We start from the raw sequence: 18967 nt of genomic DNA, 5'->3' as shown, positions 1-18967 counted from the left end.
CAAGACAAGATGACAGGCTTTTTTGAACGGCTCGTCCGCCACAACTTCCGTTTTGGACGAATGCTTTGCTCCCAGGCGCAGCGTCTGCGCAGGGGGCTTCTGCCCGTTCGCTAGAAACAACTGTTTTCTCCTGCGCCTGGGAGTCTTCGTGCGTTCTTCGGAATCTGTTTCCGATCTCTTTTCAAGTTTTTTGCAAGGAACGCATCCTCATGATCCGTCTTGAAGACGTCTGCAAGGTGTTCGCAGGCGCACAGGGTTCAGTAGAGGCCGTCAAACACGTCCATCTGACCATAGAAACCGGCGAGATTTTCGGCATCATCGGTTTTTCCGGCGCGGGCAAGTCCACGCTCCTGCGTTGCATCAACCTGCTGGAGCGCCCCACTTCGGGCCGCGTCCTGCTGGACGATACCGACATCACGCAGCTGAGTGAGGCGGACGTGCGCGCTGTGCGCCGCCGCATCGGCATGATTTTCCAGCAGTTCAACCTGTTCGCTTCGCGCACAGTGTTTGGCAACGTTGCCTTTCCGCTGGCCGGACGCGGTCTTTCCAGAGAGAAGCTCAAGGCTCGCGTGGGTGAACTTCTCGAACTGGTAGGGCTGTCCGGAAGAGAGGATTCCTATCCCTCTCAGCTTTCCGGCGGGCAGAAACAGCGCGTGGCCATCGCACGCGCTCTGGCCAGTGAACCGGAAATCCTGCTCTGCGACGAGGCCACCAGTGCCCTCGACCCTCAGACCACGCACGCCATCCTTCAGCTTCTGCGGGAATTGAACCGCAAGCTGGGGCTGACCATAGTCCTCATCACGCATGAGATGCAGGTCATCAAGGAGATCTGCGACCATGTGGCCGTCATGGAGGACGGCGCAGTGGTGGAGCAGGGCGAAGTCTTTTCCGTCTTCGCCGCTCCCCGCCGGCCCGTGACGCGCAGTTTTCTGGAAATGACCTCCCATATGGCCGGATTCCGCCGCCTTCTGGAAGAGAAGTCGCCGGTTCTGCAGCTCAGGCCCGGGCAGTGCATACTCAGCCTGCGCTACCTTGAACGCAACGCGTGCAGTGCGCTGGTCTCCTACCTTTCCCGAACCTACGGCGTGGATCTGAACATTATTTTCGGCAACATCGAAATGATCGGCGACCATCCTCTGGGAGGACTTATCGTCATTGCCGAAGGCGGGGAAAAGGCCATCGCGGACTGTATCGCGTACCTGCAAAACATCCATGTCGGCGTGGAGGTTCTCCTTGATGCAAGAACTGCTCACTGAACTCTTTCCCTACACCATGAAGTCGCTGCCCATGCTCTGGCGCAGCACGGTGGAGACCTTGCAGATGACCTTCTGGTCCGGAGGGATTTCCTTCGTTCTGGGGCTGGCCCTCGGCATACTGCTCATCGTCACCCGCAGGGGCGGGCTCATGGAAAACCGGCTGGTCTACGAGGTGCTGGACAAGGCCGTCAACCTGTTCCGCTCCATCCCGTTCATCATCCTGCTGTTCTGCCTCCTGCCCCTGACCCGCCTGATCTCCGGCACGGCCATCGGCGTACAGGGTTCCATCGTGCCCCTGGTCTTCGGCACCGTGCCCTTTTTCGCACGGCAGATGGAATCCGCGCTCAGCGAAGTCAACAGCGGGCTTGTGGAAGCCGCGCAGTCCATGGGCTGCGGCCGACTCGACATCATCTTCCGCGTCTACCTTCGCGAGAGCGTGCCGTCCATAGCCCGCGGCGTGACCATCACGCTGATCAGCCTCATCGGTCTGACGGCCATGGCCGGGGCCGTGGGCGCGGGCGGTCTCGGCAACTTCGCCTATGTCTACGGCCAGCAGCGCAGCCGTATGGATATTATCTACGCCACGGTCATCATTCTTGTCCTCATCGTCACCGTCATCCAGGTTCTTGGGGCACTCGTGGCCCGTATCAGCAAACACTGAAACCTTTTTCGAGGTATGTCATGAAACTTTCCGCAATAGCCGCATCCGTTGTCCTTTCCCTGTCTCTGGCCTTTTCAGCCTCTCCCGCTTCTGCAGAGCAGGTAGTGAAGATCGGGCTTACCGGAGCCATCTATGAAGACATCTGGGCTCCCGTGGCCAGGGAGCTTTCCAGGGAAGGCATCAAGCTGGAATATGTGCAGTTCTCCAACTTCTCCCTGCCCAATCAGGCGCTGGCCAACGGCGAAATCGATCTGAACGCCTTCCAGCACCATGCCTTCCTGCGCAACGAAATCAAAAATAACGGCTACGAGATCACGTCCATCGGGGACACGTTCATCGTTGCCATGAACCTGTATTCCGACAAGATTTCTTCCGTGGACGAACTGAAGGACGGCGACAAGGTGGCCGTGCCCAATGACGTGACCAACGAAGGCCGTGCCCTGAAGCTGCTCGAAGCCGCGGGCGTGCTCAAGCTGAAGGAGGGCGTTGGTGCCGCTCCCGAACTTTCCGATATCGTTTCCACCCGCGTGAAGCTGGAATTTGTGGAGATCGATGCCAATCTGGTGGTCTCCACGCTGCCCGATGTGGCGCTGGCGGCCATCAACGGCAACTATGCGCTGGACAGCGGCTTCAAGGCATCGCAGGCTATCTTCAAGGAACCCAGATATGACGATGACAGCTACACCTGCCTCATTGCCAGCCGTACCGCGGACGCCCAGAACCCCGTCTTTAAGCGCATCGTGGAGGCGTACCATTCGCAGGCCGTCATTGATGTGTTCAATACCACCTTCGCCGGATTCTTTGTGCCGGCATGGAACTAGGAGCTTTGTATGCGTGAGCTTTACGACATCATTCCCGACAGGGAGCGCGTTCTTCTCGAGAGCATCCCGGAAGCCGCTCTTACGGATTCGCTGGGACGCTGCCGGGGAACGGCGGAAGCCCTTGTCTATCCGCTGTCCACGGAAGAGGTGAGCGCCGTCATGCGCTTTGCCTGGGAAAGGCGCATCCCCGTGACGCCGCGGGGGGCGGGCACCAACGTGGTTGGCTCCACCGTGCCCGCAGGCGGCATTGTCCTCGACCTTTCCCGCATGAACCGTATCCTTGAGATAGACGCCGAAACCTTTACCGCAACGGTGGAACCGGGCGTGGTGCTCAAGGACTTTCAGACCGAAGTGGAATCCCTGGGGCTGTTCTATCCTCCGGATCCGGGCGAGAAGACGGCCACGCTGGGCGGCAATATCTCCACCAACGCCGGAGGTATGCGCGCCGTGAAGTACGGCGTGACCCGCGACTATGTGCGCGGGCTGACCGTGGTTCTGGCCAACGGAGACGTGGTGGAACTGGGCAGCAAGAACGTCAAGGACGCCAGCGGGCTGGATCTCAAGCAGCTCATCATCGGCTCGGAAGGCACGCTGGCCGTGATCACACGCTGCCTCCTGCGGCTCGTGGGCAAGCCGCAGGCTTCCCTGACGGCACTCATTCCCTTTGCCAGTCTCAAGGATGGCATACGCACGGTTCCCGCCGTGCTCAAGTCCGGGCTCCAGCCTACGGCGGTGGAGTTCGTGGAGCGCAGCGTGGTGGAACTTGGCGAACGCTTCACGGGCCTGCGCTATCCCTGCCCGGAGGCCGAAGCCTATATCCTTGTCACCCTTGACGGAAGTGCCGAGGATATCGACGGGCGCGTGGAGCTTCTCCACGATCTGTCCGCCCGGCAGGGCGCCCTGGACTTTTTCCCCATCCGCGATGCCGCCCGCACGGAAGAGGTCTGGCGTGTGCGCGGCTGCCTGGTGAAGGCGGTGGAAGCCACGTCCGAACAGGAGCCCGTGGATATTGTGGTTCCTATAGACAAAATCACGGATTTCGTGGTTCACGTCCACAAGGTAGAGAAGGAGACCGGCGTTCAGATGGTGGCCTTCGGGCACGCCGGAGACGGCAACGTTCACCTCTGCGTCCTGCGCGGCAGCCGTTCCGCGGAAGAGTGGAAGACTGACCTCGCCGCCAGTCTGGGGCAGGTCTACGCGGAGGCGTTCCGGCTGGGAGGCATTACCTCCGGCGAACACGGCATCGGTCTGTACAAGCGGCCGTTCTACCTTTCCCACACGCCGGAGATCAACCTCACCCTGCAGCGCCGCATCAAGGAGACGCTGGACGAGCGCCATATCCTGAACGACCATAAATCCTATCTGCGCTGAGGGGGACGCCATGCAGAGACTTTCTCAACGGACGGCCACGTTTACGGATTCGGTGATCCGCCGCATGACGCGCGTGTCCATGAAGTTCGGGGCCATCAACCTTTCTCAGGGGTTCCCGGACTTTGACCCGCCGCAGCCCATCCTCGACCGTCTGGCCGAAGTCGCGCATCAGGGGCCGCATCAGTACTCCGTGACCTGGGGCGCGCAGAACTTCCGCGAGGCGCTTGCGGAAAAGCAGTCCCGCTTCATGGGCCGGCGCATCGATCCCGATTCCGAAATCGTGGTCACCTGCGGCAGCACCGAGGCCATGATGGCCGCCATGATGACCGTGACCGACCCGGGCGACAAGGTTGTGGTCTTCTCCCCGTTCTATGAAAACTACGGGGCCGACGCCATCCTTTCCGGTGCGGAGCCTCTTTATGTGCCGCTGGAGCCGCCGTCCTTCCGCTTTGACCCGGAGAAGCTCGAAGACGCCTTCCGGCAGCACCCCAAGGCGCTTATCCTGTGCAACCCCTCCAACCCCTGCGGCAAGGTCTTTACCCGCAAGGAGCTGGAGATTATCGCGGGACTGGCACGCACCTACGACGTCTATGTGATCACGGACGAGGTCTACGAACACATCGTCTACGCGCCGCACCGCCATACCTACATTGCCACCCTGCCCGGCATGGCCGAACGCACACTTTCGTGCAGTTCGCTGTCCAAGACCTATTCCATCACGGGCTGGCGTCTTGGGTACATCATCGCCTCGCCGGAAATCGTGGACACCGCAAGAAAGGTGCACGACTTCCTCACCGTGGGCGCGGCCTCCCCGCTCCAGGAAGCCGCGGTGACGGGTCTGCGCTTCGGGGACGGCTACTACCGCGAACTTGCCGCAGTCTATACGGAGAAGAAGGATCTGTTCATGCGGGGGCTGGACGATCTGAAGATTCCGCACACCGATCCCGAAGGCGCCTACTATGTCCTGCTGGACATATCGGAGTTCGGCTTCAAGGACGACGTCGTCTTCTGCGAGAAGCTCGCCGAACATGTGGGCGTGGGCGCTGTCCCCGGCTCCAGCTTCTTCCATGAACCGGAGAACCGCTACATCCGCCTGCACTTCGCCAAGAAGAAGGACACGCTGGAAGCGGCACTGGAACGCCTGAGCGGTATGCGCCGGAAAATGTCGAAGCTGAAAGGCTGAGGCACTGAACATGACAAAGAGACGGCGGTCGCCCGCCGTCTCTTTGTCTTTAAGGGCTGCCGGAAGGCTGCACGGCGCGGAAAACCGCAAAGCCCGCCGTTGACGCCGTGTGGCAGAAGCTCACGCACTTTGCCGGGGGGGGCAGGAGTTCTCCCCCCCCCCAAAAAAAATCCGGGACAGTCGCTGCCGCTGTTTAGCTGTTCGGCTGCCGTGGCGTTCAGGATGCGGGATTCGCTTGAGGCTGTTCTTCGCCCTGCTTTTTTGGTTCGGGCAGGGCCGTTTCCGCGCTCTTGTCCGGTTCATGGAGGTGAACGTCAAGCTGCGGGAAGGAGATTTCTATGCCGTTTTCCGCGAAGATGCGGTTGATGCTCAGGCATATTTCGGAAGTGATGCGCAGAGCGTCGTTGTATTCGCGCACCCAGAAGCGCAGGACGAGGTCCAGAGAGCTTGCGCCGAAGCTGATGAAGTAGGCGGCGGGTTCGGGGTAGCGCAGTACCTGGGGATGTTCCCTGGCTATGTTCAGCAGCAGGGAAAGGCAGCGCTCCACGTCGGAGCCGTAGGCCACGCCCACGGCGATTTCCTTTCTTACGCGGCGGTTGTTGTGCGTCCAGTTGGTGAAGGAGGAATTGAGGAAGCTGCCGTTGGGGATGAAGATAATGGCGTTGTCAAAGGTTTCGAGCATGGTGGAGCGGATATTGATGCGCTTGACCACGCCGGTGATGCCGTTCACCTCCACCACGTCGCCTTCGCGGATGGTCTGTCCGAAGATGACGGAGATTCCCGAGGTGAAGTTCTGCACCATGTTCTGAAGCCCGATACCGATACCCACGGAGAGACCGCCGGCGATCATGGACAGGCTGGAGAGGTTGAAGCCCAGAGCCTTCAGCGTGTACAGACCGAAGCAGGTCCAGAGCAGGCATTTGTAGACGGTCTGTATGGGCGCGAGAAGCGAGACCGAGATGCGCGAAATCTGGCTCTGCATACTGTTCATGAAGGTATTGCCCACGGTGAACAGCGCACGGGTGAGGTAGAAGGCGATGACGATGCTGAGGATCTGGATGGCGTTCAGGGAGACGCTGCCGATGCTGAAGCCCAGGTTAGCCACATGCTGGATGAGGAAGTAGCCGCCGGGATAGGCCACAATCCAGAGCATGGAGGCGGTGACGGCAACGAGCAGCAGCACGGGAACGACAAGGGCGATGACGAGCTTGGAGAAGACGGCGGAGCTGCCTTCCGCGGGCAGATGCTCGTCGATGAGGTTTTCCACCCGGACTATGGACACGCAGAGCATGACCGTCACGGCAAGGGAGGTGTAGCACATGCTGATGAGGATGGACAGACGGGCGAAGCCTATCAGCGTCACGAGAAGCGTAATCCAGAGCTGAAGCACATAGAGGCGCATGAGGGCGCCGGGCAGACTGTGTTCGGGGAGGGTGCGGCGGCGGGCCTTCCAGAGATCAAGACACTGCACGAGCAGCCAGACCACGCCGGTGAACAGAGGGAAGGGATCGAAGTTCAGCAGCACCATGCCGATGAGCAGGGTGGGGAACATGGGCCACAGGGGGGAAAGCCGGGCGCGTTCGGGCTTGTCGAGTTCGTAGAGATCCCAGGCCAGCAGCATCTGCCCCCAGCACAGGCACATGGTGCCGAGGGTGGCGACTACGGGATAGAGCTTGCCATCCACCCAGGAGGAGAAGTGCAGGGAGACGCCCAGGGCTATCCAGAGAAAGCTGTTGCCCAGGATGCGGTCAACGCCGCCCTGAAGCTGCTCCGGAATCTTCTTGCGCGCGATGCGCCGCAGGGCCTGGGCGAAGAGCACGAGCAGGGCCATGAGCGTGACGAGACGCGCGATCACCGCCATGAATGCGGGAAGCGTGTTGGGGATTTCCGTGGACAGGCGCAGGGAGAAGAGTTCCCGGAGCGCACCGAGATTGTGGATGTCCCGCGTCCAGGCGGTGAAGTTGTAGAACTGGCCGGACGACTGGAGATAGTAGTCGTTCCAGAGCGTGGGCATGGCCTTGGTGATGTCGTCCATGCGAGCCTGAACGTCCGCAACGAGCTTGAGGGCGGGATCGGCGATGCGCGTGTAGCGCGTTTCGAGATTCTTGATGTTTTTGGTGGCCTCCTTCAGTCGGGAGGCGATTTTCGGGCCGATGTTGTCGCCCTGGGACGTGAGGGAGTTCTGGAGCAGATCGAGAGTGCCTTTTTCCTTGGCCAGAACTTCCTGGGTGCGCATGAGCGGCGCGATGAGAGCGTTGATGCGTTCCTGGATGCGCTTGAAGCGTTCCACAATCACCGTGAGGTCGGAAGGCATGGCGTTGACCTGGGAGAGTGCGTTCAGCTTCTGGTACTCGTCATCAAGGAGCGAGAGGCTCTGCTGGACGCTGCTCGACAGGTCGGGCAGGCCTTCGGTGAGGTTCTTGGTGTGGTTGAGTATTCCCTCAAGCTGCGCGTCGTGCAGGGAGAGCAGACTGTCCCAGGCTTCCTGAAGGGCCTTGGCGTCCTCCGCGGCGCGCCGGGCTTCTTCCCGCTTCGCCTTTTCCGTGGCGCTGAGTTCGTTTTCGGCCCTGGTCTGCTCTTCGGAGGGCGCTGCTGTGGCCGGAGCCGCAGCGTTCAGAGTCAGAAAGGCCGCCAGAAGCAGAGCGAGAAAACGGCAGGCATGGCGCATGGAAAACCTCCGCAGTGCAGGCGTCAACGGATGTTGAGGGTAAAGGTCAGAGTGACGTGCTGGGCTTCGTGCCGCGGGGGAGGCGTGATGGAACCGGGCTGGAGTGCTGCCTTGAGTACCGCAGCATCCACGGCTTCGCTGCCGGAGGGGTGCGTGACCTGGCACGACTGGAGTGAGCCGTCGGCGTAGATGTCGAGCAGGATGGTCGTGGTCCAGGAACCCGAGGGCGCGGCGGGGATGACGATACGCGGGGTGATGTTCCGGCGCAGTATTTCGGCGTAGGTCATCGACTGAGAGGCAGACGCGGCGGGGGCATCGTCCCAGCAGAAGGCGAGGCTCACCGTGGCCGGAGCTCCGTAGGGCGGATAGGGGTAGGGTGCGCCTTTTGCCGCCGCGGTGCAGACGGCCGCATCCAGAGCCGGAGACGGGGAGGACTGGATCACGCGGCAGCTGGAAACGGTTCCATCAGGCGCGATGTCGATTTCCACGAGCGAGGTGCCGCCGGCCCCAGCAGGGCGCGTAAGTCCGCGCATGAGCTGCCCGAGGACCAGAGAGCCATAGCCGGCCGAGGTGTCCGCCGCCGCGGTGAAGGCCTGGGCCTGCGAGGCGGAAAGCAGCAGGGTGAAAAGGAAAAGGGCGCAGAAGGCCGGAAGGTTCTTCATGAGAAAGCGTAACCTCCTCCCAGACCGGAAGGCAGGCTTAGCGTCCTGCCATCTGGAGGGAATTGAAGCTGATGACCAGATCCTGCTGTGCGGCGGTGGGCGGCGGCGGAAGCGTTCCCGTGCGCACCACGGCGTTTATGGCCGAAGCATCGAATTCCGGGCGGCCGGAGGACTGTTCAATGCGGCAGTCGAGAACGTGGCCCTGCTTGTCGAGCTTGATGCGCACCTGCACCACCATGTTGGTGCGGGAATAGGTGGGCATACTCCAGTTGGGCTGCACGGCGAGCACGACCTGCGCGACGTACACATCGTAGATGCCGCCTCCGCCGGGGCCGTCACCTTCTCCCCCACCTCCGCCGACGCCGGTCTGACCGACCTGCTTTTCCAGATCCGCCAGAGCGCGGGAGGCGGAAGAGCCTCTGCCCGTGCCGGCATTGGAGCGTACCTGCTTGCGGGCATCGGCCAGAGCCGCTGCCAGTGGATCGGACTGACTGGATTTGGCGGGTTTCTGTTCCTTTTTCGGTTCGGGTTTTGGCTCTCTGGCCGGTTCCGGTTTCTTTTCCGGCTTTGGCTCGGGCTTTGGCTCCGGTTTCGGTTCAGGCTTCTTTTCCGGCTGGGGTTCCGGCTTTTTCTCCGGTCTTGGCTGCTGGGGAATATCCACGGCGTCGGGAGCCTTGACGGGTTCCGGCGCCCTGGGCTTTTCCGGCTGGGAGAGTTCAGGCTTGGGCAGCAGTTCCGGCGTGGGCACGGCCGGGGCTTCCTCGGCCCTGGGGCTGGGCGCCGGTTCTGTGGAGAACTCCTGCCTGCCCGTGACCGGCGGGCGCGCTCCCAGGACGGGCGAGGGCAGATTTTCGCCGCCGGGGGCGCCCATGACGAGGCTTACCTGATAGACGGGCCGCGTAATGTCCAGAGGCGGCCGCAAAGGCACATAGAGGACAAAGGCCAGAAGAGCCAGGTGAAGCAGGATGGAGAGGAGAAAACTGCTGATACGCATGGCTGCCGTCTAGCGTCTGGGCTGGGGCTTGCTACGTCCGGAAGCGGCGGACGCAGCGTTCTCCGTGGCGGGCATGGCGACGACGCCCAGCTTTTCGATACCGGCGGCCTTGATGCGGCCCATGACATCCACAACAGCCCCGTAGGGCACGTTCTTGTCCGCCTGCAGGAAGAGCGCCCGGTTCTGATCCTTGACCAGCGCGGTGAGGCGTTCCTCCAGCTCTTCAAGCTGAACCTGATAGGTGTCGAGATACATGGCGCCGTCTTCACGGATGGTGAGGACGAGGTGCTCGCTGTCCGTGGGCAGGTTTTCCACCTGACGGGCCTGGGGGAGATCCACGTCCAGTCCGGAATCCATCATGGGCGCCGTGACCATGAAGATGATGAGCAGAACCATCATGACATCCACGAAGGGCGTCACGTTGATCTCGGATACGAAGCCTTTTCTTCTGGGCATGGCGCAGACCTACCGATTTTCGCCGGAGCGGTGCGTGTTCGTCTCACGCTGGACGCGGTTGAGGAAGACGCCGGCGAAATGGATGAGGCGGGTTTCGATGCTGTCCAGCTTGCCGAGGAACATGTTGTAGGCGATGGTGGCGGGAATAGCCACGGCCAGTCCGATGGCGGTGGCGATGAGGGCTTCGGAGATGCCGGGGGCCACCGTGGCCAAGGATGCGGACTTCATCTGGCCTATGGCGTGGAACGAGGTCATGATGCCCCAGACCGTGCCGAAAAGTCCGATGAAGGGCGCGGTGTTGGCCGTGGTCGCGAGTATGGACAGGGCTTTGTGCAGGCGATCCAGCTCCATGCTGACGCCCTGATTCAGGGCGCGGCGCACGGTCTCGACCACGATTTCTCCCTGCGCGCCGGCTTCCCGGCCGCTGTTGAATTCACGGACGCCGTGCTGGGCGACGGAATAGAGCGGGGAGGAGGGGTCTCCGCCCAGGCTCTGGACGGCCTGCCGGAGGTCGTGAGCCTCCACAAAGCGGTTCAGCCCGGAAGAGGCCTTGCGTTCGGCGGCGTTCAGAATGACGAATTTGCTGATGATGACGGTCCAGCTCAGGATCGAGAGAACGATGAGGATGATCATGATGATCTGGGCCACCAGGCTCGCATGAAGGAAGACGGAAATAATGCTGTAGTCCATGTACGCTCCGAAATGTCCGGTGTTTGTGCCGCGCCGGTACGGGGTGATGTCCGTGTTTCTTCATAATCTCGAACGGACGGGGATGCAATGGAAAACTGCACGCAGAAGGCGTAAATGTAGACAGTGCCCGGCCTTTGGGATAAATTTCTGAAAAAGGGGAACCCGATGTCCGGCCGACCGCTGTTCTGCATAATTTCTGCCTGTATACTGCTTTTGCCGTTTCCCGTCAAAGCGGCGGACTTCACCATGAAGAGCGCGGTCATGCGCGCTCTGGAGCATAACCCCGGCATCGAGAGCGCACACCTTGCCTCGGAAGCGGCGGCTTCGGCGCGGGAGGCCGCACGCAGCTCCTTCGGTCCCTCCCTGGGAGTATCTTACAGTTATTCGCGCTACAGCAAGGATCGCCCGACCCGCTACGAACCCAACGTGACCACGCTCAGCGTCACGGCCGCGCAGCCGCTGTTCACGGGTTTCAATCTGCTCAATTCCTATCAGAAGGCCGCTCTCGAGGAAAAGCGGCAGCTCCTTCAGCTTGAGGCCGCGCGCCTGGACACGGCCCTGGCCGTACAGGAGGCGTTCATTTCCTATCTGCGGGCCCGCGAGAGCATACGCAGTACCAGGAGTGCTCTTGCCCGCGCCCGCGCTCAGCTCGACATGGCAAAGATGGCGTGGAACATAGGACTGCGCCCGCGCCTGGACAAACTTCAGGCGGAAGTGGAAGTCGCCCGCGTGGAAGCTCTCGTCATCAGCCACGAGAACGACCGTGAGATCCGGCGGGCACGCTTGGCGGCACTGCTCGATCTGTCCGCGGAGAGCGGCGAATACACGGGCGACCTCTCCCTGCCGCGCTTTGACCGCACGCTGGAAGACTGCCTGAAAAAGGCCATGCAGCACCGGCCGGATCTGCTCATGGCGCGCAATTCCGTGGACATCGCCTACAAGGATCTCGGCATCGTGCGCAGCTCCTTCTGGCCGCAGCTTTCCGCCGTGGCGGGCTGGTCCACCACGGGCAGCCATCTGGACGCCGCGGGCAGCCGCTACACATCGAAGGATTATTCCTACGGCGAAGTGGGGCTGTCCATCGACTGGACACTGTTCAGCAGCGGGCGGCGCATCCATCTGACCCGTCAGGCGGAACGGCAGGTGGCTTCCCTTGAAGCCGCCGTGCGTTCGGCCATCAACGACTGCGCCTATACTGTGCGCTCCTGCCTGCTCTCCGCGCAGGACGCCTTCCGTTCGGTGCAGGTGGCACGCCGCGCCGTGGCCAGTGCACGCGAGTCCTACGAAGACGCCCGAATGCGCTACGAGGTGCAGTCCGGCTCCTACCTCGAACTGCTTACGGCGCAGTCCGCGCTTTCGGATGCGGAGCTTGCCGAAATTTCCTCGCGTGCGGACTGTCTGCTGGCACTCGCGCAGCTTTACAAGGCCATGGGTGAGCTTCACCCGGATCTGAAGGAAGAAGCCGTGGTCTCCGTCCGGGAATCCGCGGGCTGAACCAGGCGCCGCGGCCCTTCGGTTGAAAACGCTCCCGCCTTGTGCTAGAAAAGGAAATCCCCGCCCGCTGAACATGCTTCCGCCATGGTGCTGCCGGCGTCATCCTTCTCTGTTTTCACCCCGGCGGACAGGGGCTGTCTATGAACACAGCGCATACAAACGTCCTGGAGACCGAGCGCATACCGCGCCTTCTGTTCTCCTATTCCATACCGGCCATCGTCGGCATGATTATCGTGGCCTTCAACCAGATAATCTCCGGCATCTACATCGGCTACGGCGTTGGCCATCTGGGACTGGCGGCCATGGCGGTCACCTTTCCGGTCATCAACCTCATCATGGCCTTCTGCCAGCTCGTGGCCGTGGGCTGCGCCGCTCTCTGCTCCATCGAACTCGGCCGCAAGGATTACGAGAAGGCCGGCAGTATGCTCGGCCATTCCGTGCTGCTCGAAGCCATAACCAGTATCGGTGTCGGCTTCCTGTTCTGGGTCTTCCTCGATCCCATGCTTCTGTTCTTCGGGGCCAGTGCGGACACACTGGAACTCGCCCGCGACTTCATGCTGCCGCTGCTCATCTTCGCACCGCTGTCCTTCCTCATGCTGGGCTTCAACTTCTTTGCGCGGGCCACGGGCTACCCCAAGACGGCCATGGGGACGGCCATCTTTTCCTCTCTGGGCATCGTGATCTTCACGCCGGTCTTCATCTTCTGGCTGGGCTGGGGCATGGCGGGCGCGGGCCTGGCGCAGATCGCAGGACAGGCCATGTCCATCATCTGGCTGGTATGGCATTTCTTCCGCAAAACCACCCTCATCCATTTTCAGAAGGGCATCTGGAAGCTCCGCCTCCGCAGCGTGAAGCGCATCGTGTCCGTGGGCATGGCCCCCTTTCTCATCAATTTCTGCGCCTGTATCGTGGTCGTGGTCATCAACCGTGAACTCCTTCTGTACGGCGGCGACATCTCCGTGGGGGCCTACGGCATCGTCAACCGTCTTGTCATGCTGTTCGGCCTGAGCGTCGTCGGCCTCGGGCAGGGAATGCAGCCCATCATCGGCTACAACTTCGGCGCGAACCGGCCTGACCGTGTGCGGCTGACACTCCGATACGGACTCATGGCGGGCACGGCGGTCACGCTCCTGGGTATGCTGGGGGCGCTCCTTGTTCCGGGGCTGTTCGTGCGCATGTTTACCGACTACGGCCCGCTGGTGGAGGCTTCCGAACACGCGCTGCGTCTGAGCGGTATGCTCTTCGTCTTTGTGGGACCGCAGATCATCATCGGCACCTATTTTCAGTCCGTGGGTCAGGCCAAGATCGCCAGCCTCATCTCCATGCTCCGCCAGATGCTCTTCCTCGTGCCCGCGCTCATCGTGCTGCCCCTCTTCCTGGGGCTGGACGGCGTCTGGATCAGCCTGCCCCTTGCGGACTTCCTCGGTTTTCTGGTGGCCTCGCTTATCCTTTTCGGATCGCTGCGGGCCGAGGATAACCCCTGCGGCAAGACGGATTTCACCTGCAAGCCGCCTTCGGACTTCTTCAAGCCCAGGCATTTTTGAGAGAGGCCGGATCTCGTCCGGCTTTTCAGGCGTTGAAGGCGAGAACTCCGGCGTTCAGCAGGCGCTCTATCACCATGTTCAGAGGCAGTCCCACCACCGTGGACCACGAACCGCGGATTCCGGAGACGAGGAAGGCGCCGCCGTCCTGAATACCGTAGGCACCGGCCTTGTCCAGAGGGTCGCCGCTGTCGGCGTAGGCTTCAAGCACGGAGAGCGGCCAGCGGGCAAAGGTCACTTCCGCTGTGTCATCGAAGTTTTCGACCTTCCCGTCCACAATGAGACAGCACGCCGTGACTACCTGATGCGAACGGCCGGAGAGCCTTGAAAGCATGGCCACGGCCTCGGCCTTGTCGCGGGGCTTGCCCAGAATTTCGGCGCTGCCTTCCTGACGCAGAATGACGGTGGTATCTGCGGCGAGCACGGCCGGACGATCCAGCCGGACCTTCACGTCCTGGAACACGGCGCGGGCCTTGGCTTCCGCGGTGCGGACGGTGTAGTCGCGGGGATCTTCGCCGGGCAGAGGGCGCGGTTCGGCACAGGAGGCGGGGAGCACGGCGAAGGCTATGCTCAGGCTTTTCAGAAAGGCGCGGCGGCGCGGAGAGCCGGAAGCCAGGATCAGGGGGCGAAGTGTGCGGAAGGCGGATGCGGGCATGGTTATTCCTCAGAAGGGAAGCATGGAGCGGAGGCTTGTCCGCCCGGTTCCCGGCAGAGTAGCGCGCACGGAGAAAAAATCAATCCCGGAAGCGCCGCACTGCGCTCTTGGCGAGCGGTTATAAATAGTGTAGGATACCTGCGTCCTTCACGCCTGGGCGCAGGCAGAAACCACGGAAGAAAACATGTCGCAAGCTCTTTTTCGCATAGAAGTTGGCGTCCATCCGCGCCACACCGATCCCATCGGCCGCAGAGTGGCTCATGAAATTGGCGAGGCCCTGTCCATCCCCGTGGAACAGGCACGCATGGTCAAGGTCTTTACGGTGAGCGGCGCCCGCCGCGAGGAAGTGGAGGAGCTGGTACGGCAGGGCGCTTTGCACGACCCGGTCCTTCAGCAGGCGTCCCTCAGCCCGGTGGATTCGAACGCCGACTGGATTGTGGAAGTGGGCTTCCGCCCCGGCGTCACCGATAATGAAGGCCGCACGGCCAGAGACACGGCTGCTCTGGTGCTCGGCCGCGACCGCCATTCTCTGGCGGTGTACACGTCGGCGCAGTATCACTTCTGGGGGGCGCTCTCGCGTGAGGACGCGGAACGCATCGCGAAAGGTATGCTCTGCAACGAACTCATCCAGCGCTATCGTCTGAAGAGCGGCGAAGAATGGAGGGACTGCCCCGGCTTCGAGCCACAGGCCGCGGCGGTGTCCGGTTCCGCCTGTGACGAGGTGGCCGTGGTGCCGCTCTCCGCCATGGACGATGAAGCGCTCATGCGCTACAGCCGCGAGCATACCCTGGCGTTGACTCTTGAAGAAATGAAGACCATCCGCGACTGGTTCGCCCGTCCGGATGTTTGCGCCGGCCGCGCAAACTACGGACTTGAAGCCGATCCCACCGATGCGGAAGTGGAGGTTCTCGCCCAGACCTGGTCCGAGCACTGCAAGCACAAGATCTTCGCCTCCCGCGTGACGCTGGAAAACAGAACCACCGGCGAGAAGCAGGAGATAGACAACCTTTACAAGACCTATATCCAGAAGCCGACCAAACGTATCCGTGAGAGCCGGGGCAAGGACGATTACTGCCGTTCCGTGTTTTCCGACAACGCCGGAGTGGTGGCTTTCAACGATGATTACGACGTGTGCATCAAGATCGAGACACACAACAGCCCTTCGGCCCTCGACCCTTACGGCGGCGCGCTCACGGGCATCGTGGGCGTGAACCGCGACCCCATGGGTACGGGCATGGGCGCGGAACTCGTCTGCAATACCGACGTGTTCTGCTTCGCCTCTCCCTTCTACAAGGGGGAGCTGCCGCCCCGCCTGCTGCACCCGCGCCGCGTCATGGAAGGCGTGCGCAAGGGCGTGGAAGACGGCGGCAACAAGTCCGGCGTGCCTACGGTGAACGGCTCCGTGGTCTTCGATGAACGCTATCTGGGCAAGCCTCTGGTCTATTGCGGCACCGTGGGTATGCTTCCCCGTGAGCTGCACGGCAAGCCCGGCTACTACAAGAAGGCTTTGCCGGGGGACGCCATTGTCATGACCGGCGGGCGTATCGGCAAGGACGGCATCCACGGCGCGACCTTCTCATCGGAAGAACTGCACGAAGGCTCTCCGGCCACGGCCGTCCAGATCGGCGATCCCATCACGCAGCGCAAGATGTACGATTTTCTTATCCGCGCACGGGACAAGGGCCTGTACCACGCCATTACCGACAACGGCGCGGGCGGACTGTCTTCCTCTGTGGGCGAAATGGCGGAGGACACCGGCGGCTGCGAGATCGACCTCTCTCTGGCCCCTGTGAAATATGACGGCCTGCGCCCGTGGGAAATTTTCATTTCCGAGGCTCAGGAACGCATGACCCTCGCCGTGCCGCAGGAACATCTGGAAGAATTTCTGGCGCTGGCCAGGCATATGGACGTGGAGGCCACCTGCCTCGGCCGCTTTACCGACTCCGGCAAGCTCTGCGTGACCTACGGCAAAAAGCCGGTCTGTGCTCTGGACATGGAATTCATGCACCACGGCCTGCCGCAGATGCACCTCAACGCCTGCTGGGAAGAGGAGCGCGAGGCGGGAGAAGAGCGCCTTTCCCTGCCCGATACCGAACTTGAAGCGCTGCTGCCCAGAATGCTGGCACGTCTCAACATCTGTTCCAAGGAATACATGATCCGCCAGTACGACCACGAAGTGCGCGGCGGCAGTGTGGTCAAGCCTCTGGTGGGGGTGAAGCGGGACGGTCCGGCCGACGCCGCCGTGCTCCGCCCGCGTCTGGACAGCGATCGAGGCGTGGTCTTAAGCCACGGCATCTGCCCCAAGTTCAGCGACTACGACGCCTACTGGATGCTCGCCAACGCCATTGATGAAGGAGTGCGCAACGCCGTGGCCGCGGGCGGCGACCCCGACCGCATGGCCGGCGTGGACAACTTCTGCTGGTGCGACCCCGTGGAGTCTCCCAAGACGCCCGACGGCCGTGAGAAGATGGGTAAGCTCGTGCGCGCCTGTCAGGCTCTTGCCGAATTCTGCGAAGCCTACGGCTGCCCGTGCATTTCCGGCAAGGACTCCATGAAGAACGATTACTCCTGGGGCGATGTGAAGATTTCCATCCCGCCCACGGTACTCTTCAGCGTCATCGGCGTCATGCCCGACGTGAGCAAGGCCATGACCAGCGATTTCAAGAAGTCCGGGGATGCCGTCTACCTCCTCGGTGTAACCCGCCGCGAAATGGCTGGAAGCGAAGCTGCAAGTGAACTTGGGCTTCGGGGCTGCCGCGTGCCGAAGGTGGACGCAGCGTCAGCCCTTGCCCGCTACCGCAAGGTGTACAAGGCTATCGGCGAAGGGCTGGTTTCGGCCTGCCACGATTTGTCCGATGGCGGACTCGCCGTGGCACTGGCGGAAATGGCTTTGGGCGGGCGTCTCGGAGCCTGTGTCGATCTCGCCCGGGTGCGCTCCGACGAGGAGCTGAGCCACCTTGAAGCCTTGTACAGCGAATCTGCCAGCCGGCTTCTGATCACGGTACCTGCGGAAAAGACCGCGGCTTTCGAGGCGCTGTTCGGCAGCGACGCCTCCCGCCTCGGCGACGTCTGCTCCTGCTCCCGCCTTGTGGTGAAGGACGGCGGCGAAACGCTGTTTTCCTGTGAAGTGGAGGCCCTGGCGAAGGCGTTCAAGAGCACGCTGGACTGGTAAACTGCTGCTGACGGCGCGGGCGTCCGCGGCGCTTCGGGCTGTGCGGCCTGATGTGCCTTGGCGAGTCTCCGCGCCATGAGAGGAAAGACAATGAGCGAAGCGTTTGAAAGACTGAAGGAACGGGAAAGGGCATTCATGTGCAGGACCTATTCACGGTATCCGGTCTCCGTGGTACGGGGCAAGGGTTCCCGGCTCTGGGACATCGACGGCCGCGAATATGTGGATCTTCTCAGCGGTATCGCCGTGGTCGCTCTCGGCCACGCCAACGAGGAACTTGCGGAAGTCATGGCGCAGCAGGCCCGCAAGCTCATCCATGTAAGCAACCTTTTCTATCAGGAAGAGCAGCTTGACTATGCGGAAAAGCTCCTCGCCACCAGTCACGCGGGCAAGGTCTTCTTCTGCAATTCCGGTGCTGAGTCCAACGAGGCTGCCATCAAGCTGGCCCGGCGCTACCAGAAAGAGGTGAAGGGACGCGATGCCTGGGAGGTCATCACACTGGAGAACTGCTTCCACGGCCGCACCATGGCCACACTTGCCGCCACGGGCAAGCATGTGGAGGGCTTTGAGCCGCTGCCCGCGGGCTTCGGCCGCGTGCCGTGGAACGACCTTGATGCGCTGGAAAAGGCCATACGGCCCAGCACGGCGGCGGTACTCATCGAGGCCGTTCAGGGCGAGGGCGGCATTTTCCCCGTGACGCAGGAATACGCCGATGGTCTCGCAGAGATCTGCCGCCGTCACGGTGTTTTGCTACTCTGCGATGAAGTGCAGGCCGGCATGTGCCGCAGCGGCAGGTGGTGGAGCTTTCAGCATTTCGGTCTGAAGCCTGATATTTTCACCAGCTCCAAGTCCATGGCCAACGGTCTGCCTCTTGGGGCGATGATGGCCACGGATGAGGCGGCTCAGGGTTTTGACTACGGCAGTCATGCCACCACCTTTGGCGGCGGCGCCCTGGTCACGGCTGTGGGGCTGAAGGTCCTTGAAATCATGGAACGCGACCATCTGGCGGAACGCGCCGCGGAGCTTGGCGACCGTGCCCGCGCCCGCTTCCGCGCTCTGGGCGAGAGGCTGCCCGGAGCCATCGCCGATGTGCGCGGCAAGGGCCTGCTCATCGGCGTTCAGCTCGATATGCCTCAGGACGCAGCCAAAAAGGTCTGGGAAAAACTTCTGGAAAAGGGCTTCATTCTCAATCTTACCTATGGTTCGACCCTGCGCTTCCTGCCGGCGCTGACCATCGACGAGAGCGATCTTGCCGATGTGGCGGACGCCCTGGAAAACATCCTGCGTCAGGGAGTGTGACGGCTTCGCCCGGCTCTTTGCGAGCCGGGCCGCCGTGGGGGAAAACG

At 62.0% G+C, this 18967-nt stretch carries 15 protein-coding genes; 9 read left to right on the top strand and 6 right to left on the bottom strand.

The window, feature by feature from the left end; translation table 11 throughout:
• Positions 1 to 209: 209 nt before the first annotated feature.
• The 5 genes from Q0Z94_RS00645 to Q0Z94_RS00625 are packed head-to-tail and all read left to right on the top strand — an operon-like array spanning position 210 to position 5292.
• The gene (locus tag Q0Z94_RS00645) at positions 210 to 1256 is read left to right on the top strand and encodes an ATP-binding cassette domain-containing protein (protein ID WP_298065914.1); all 1047 of its coding nucleotides are present in this window, start codon (positions 210 to 212) and stop codon (positions 1254 to 1256) included.
• Positions 1237 to 1917 (top strand): methionine ABC transporter permease, encoded by a 681-nt coding sequence (locus tag Q0Z94_RS00640; RefSeq protein WP_298065912.1) that lies wholly within the window; start codon positions 1237 to 1239, stop codon positions 1915 to 1917. The genes Q0Z94_RS00645 and Q0Z94_RS00640 overlap by 20 nt, the downstream gene beginning before the upstream one ends.
• Before the next feature lie 20 nt (positions 1918 to 1937).
• On the top strand, positions 1938 to 2738 hold the full coding sequence (locus Q0Z94_RS00635) for a MetQ/NlpA family ABC transporter substrate-binding protein (RefSeq protein WP_298065910.1): 801 nt from the start codon (positions 1938 to 1940) through the stop codon (positions 2736 to 2738).
• Positions 2739 to 2747: 9 nt separating this feature from the next.
• The gene (locus Q0Z94_RS00630) at positions 2748 to 4109 is read left to right on the top strand and encodes an FAD-binding oxidoreductase (RefSeq protein ID WP_298065909.1); all 1362 of its coding nucleotides are present in this window, start codon (positions 2748 to 2750) and stop codon (positions 4107 to 4109) included.
• Positions 4110 to 4119: 10 nt separating this feature from the next.
• Positions 4120 to 5292, top strand: a complete 1173-nt coding sequence (locus Q0Z94_RS00625) for an aminotransferase class I/II-fold pyridoxal phosphate-dependent enzyme (protein ID WP_298065907.1) — start codon at positions 4120 to 4122, stop codon at positions 5290 to 5292.
• A gap of 217 nt (positions 5293 to 5509) precedes the next feature.
• On the opposite strand, the gene Q0Z94_RS00620 is transcribed toward Q0Z94_RS00625, so the two are convergent.
• The 5 genes from Q0Z94_RS00620 to tolQ are packed head-to-tail and all read right to left on the bottom strand — an operon-like array spanning position 5510 to position 10762.
• Complete coding sequence (locus Q0Z94_RS00620; protein ID WP_298065904.1) at positions 5510 to 7960, bottom strand: mechanosensitive ion channel domain-containing protein; 2451 nt, start codon at positions 7958 to 7960, stop codon at positions 5510 to 5512.
• 23 nt (positions 7961 to 7983) lie between these two features.
• Positions 7984 to 8622 carry a TonB family protein gene (locus Q0Z94_RS00615; RefSeq protein ID WP_298065903.1) on the bottom strand — a complete coding sequence of 213 codons (639 nt, stop codon included), beginning with the start codon at positions 8620 to 8622 and terminating at the stop codon, positions 7984 to 7986.
• Positions 8623 to 8659: 37 nt separating this feature from the next.
• A complete protein-coding gene (gene tolA / locus Q0Z94_RS00610; protein ID WP_298065900.1) occupies positions 8660 to 9616 on the bottom strand; it encodes a cell envelope integrity protein TolA in 957 nt (318 codons plus the stop codon).
• A gap of 9 nt (positions 9617 to 9625) precedes the next feature.
• The gene (gene tolR / locus Q0Z94_RS00605; protein WP_298065898.1) at positions 9626 to 10072 is read right to left on the bottom strand and encodes a protein TolR; all 447 of its coding nucleotides are present in this window, start codon (positions 10070 to 10072) and stop codon (positions 9626 to 9628) included.
• Positions 10073 to 10081: 9 nt separating this feature from the next.
• A complete protein-coding gene (gene tolQ / locus Q0Z94_RS00600) occupies positions 10082 to 10762 on the bottom strand; it encodes a protein TolQ (RefSeq protein WP_298065897.1) in 681 nt (226 codons plus the stop codon).
• A 165-nt stretch (positions 10763 to 10927) separates the two neighbouring features.
• On the opposite strand from tolQ, the gene Q0Z94_RS00595 reads away from it, so the two are divergent.
• Both Q0Z94_RS00595 and Q0Z94_RS00590 read left to right on the top strand, forming a co-directional pair.
• Positions 10928 to 12256 (top strand): TolC family protein, encoded by a 1329-nt coding sequence (locus Q0Z94_RS00595; protein ID WP_298065896.1) that lies wholly within the window; start codon positions 10928 to 10930, stop codon positions 12254 to 12256.
• A gap of 140 nt (positions 12257 to 12396) precedes the next feature.
• Positions 12397 to 13800: an MATE family efflux transporter gene (locus tag Q0Z94_RS00590; protein ID WP_298065894.1), complete on the top strand. Its 1404-nt coding sequence runs from the start codon at positions 12397 to 12399 to the stop codon at positions 13798 to 13800.
• A gap of 25 nt (positions 13801 to 13825) precedes the next feature.
• Here Q0Z94_RS00590 and Q0Z94_RS00585 read toward each other — a convergent pair whose 3' ends face one another.
• Complete coding sequence (locus tag Q0Z94_RS00585) at positions 13826 to 14452, bottom strand: nucleoside triphosphate pyrophosphatase (protein ID WP_298065891.1); 627 nt, start codon at positions 14450 to 14452, stop codon at positions 13826 to 13828.
• Positions 14453 to 14636: 184 nt separating this feature from the next.
• On the opposite strand from Q0Z94_RS00585, the gene Q0Z94_RS00580 reads away from it, so the two are divergent.
• Together Q0Z94_RS00580 and Q0Z94_RS00575 are read left to right on the top strand one after the other, a co-directional pair.
• A complete protein-coding gene (locus Q0Z94_RS00580) occupies positions 14637 to 17624 on the top strand; it encodes an AIR synthase-related protein (RefSeq protein ID WP_298065889.1) in 2988 nt (995 codons plus the stop codon).
• A 90-nt stretch (positions 17625 to 17714) separates the two neighbouring features.
• Complete coding sequence (locus tag Q0Z94_RS00575; RefSeq protein WP_298065886.1) at positions 17715 to 18920, top strand: aspartate aminotransferase family protein; 1206 nt, start codon at positions 17715 to 17717, stop codon at positions 18918 to 18920.
• Positions 18921 to 18967: the final 47 nt, after the last annotated feature.

It is taken from the genome of uncultured Mailhella sp., from assembly GCF_947631555.1.
Lineage (GTDB): Bacteria > Desulfobacterota > Desulfovibrionia > Desulfovibrionales > Desulfovibrionaceae > Mailhella.
Note: the sequence above shows the minus strand (reverse complement) of the source record. Positions and strands in the feature narration are given on the sequence as shown.

Bases quoted from the DNA above. Each gene is read 5' to 3' on its own strand.
- tolA (WP_298065900.1), bottom strand. From the start codon at position 9,616: ATGCGTATCAGCAGTTTTCTCCTCTCCATCCTGCTTCACCTGGCTCTT.
- Q0Z94_RS00580 (WP_298065889.1), top strand. From the start codon at position 14,637: ATGTCGCAAGCTCTTTTTCGCATAGAAGTTGGCGTCCATCCGCGCCAC.
- Q0Z94_RS00625 (WP_298065907.1), top strand. From the start codon at position 4,120: ATGCAGAGACTTTCTCAACGGACGGCCACGTTTACGGATTCGGTGATC.
- Q0Z94_RS00620 (WP_298065904.1), bottom strand. From the start codon at position 7,960: ATGCGCCATGCCTGCCGTTTTCTCGCTCTGCTTCTGGCGGCCTTTCTG.
- Q0Z94_RS00630 (WP_298065909.1), top strand. From the start codon at position 2,748: ATGCGTGAGCTTTACGACATCATTCCCGACAGGGAGCGCGTTCTTCTC.
- Q0Z94_RS00595 (WP_298065896.1), top strand. From the start codon at position 10,928: ATGTCCGGCCGACCGCTGTTCTGCATAATTTCTGCCTGTATACTGCTT.
- Q0Z94_RS00635 (WP_298065910.1), top strand. From the start codon at position 1,938: ATGAAACTTTCCGCAATAGCCGCATCCGTTGTCCTTTCCCTGTCTCTG.
- Q0Z94_RS00590 (WP_298065894.1), top strand. From the start codon at position 12,397: ATGAACACAGCGCATACAAACGTCCTGGAGACCGAGCGCATACCGCGC.
- Q0Z94_RS00645 (WP_298065914.1), top strand. From the start codon at position 210: ATGATCCGTCTTGAAGACGTCTGCAAGGTGTTCGCAGGCGCACAGGGT.
- tolR (WP_298065898.1), bottom strand. From the start codon at position 10,072: ATGCCCAGAAGAAAAGGCTTCGTATCCGAGATCAACGTGACGCCCTTC.
- Q0Z94_RS00575 (WP_298065886.1), top strand. From the start codon at position 17,715: ATGAGCGAAGCGTTTGAAAGACTGAAGGAACGGGAAAGGGCATTCATG.
- Q0Z94_RS00615 (WP_298065903.1), bottom strand. From the start codon at position 8,622: ATGAAGAACCTTCCGGCCTTCTGCGCCCTTTTCCTTTTCACCCTGCTG.
- Q0Z94_RS00640 (WP_298065912.1), top strand. From the start codon at position 1,237: ATGCAAGAACTGCTCACTGAACTCTTTCCCTACACCATGAAGTCGCTG.
- tolQ (WP_298065897.1), bottom strand. From the start codon at position 10,762: ATGGACTACAGCATTATTTCCGTCTTCCTTCATGCGAGCCTGGTGGCC.
- Q0Z94_RS00585 (WP_298065891.1), bottom strand. From the start codon at position 14,452: ATGCCCGCATCCGCCTTCCGCACACTTCGCCCCCTGATCCTGGCTTCC.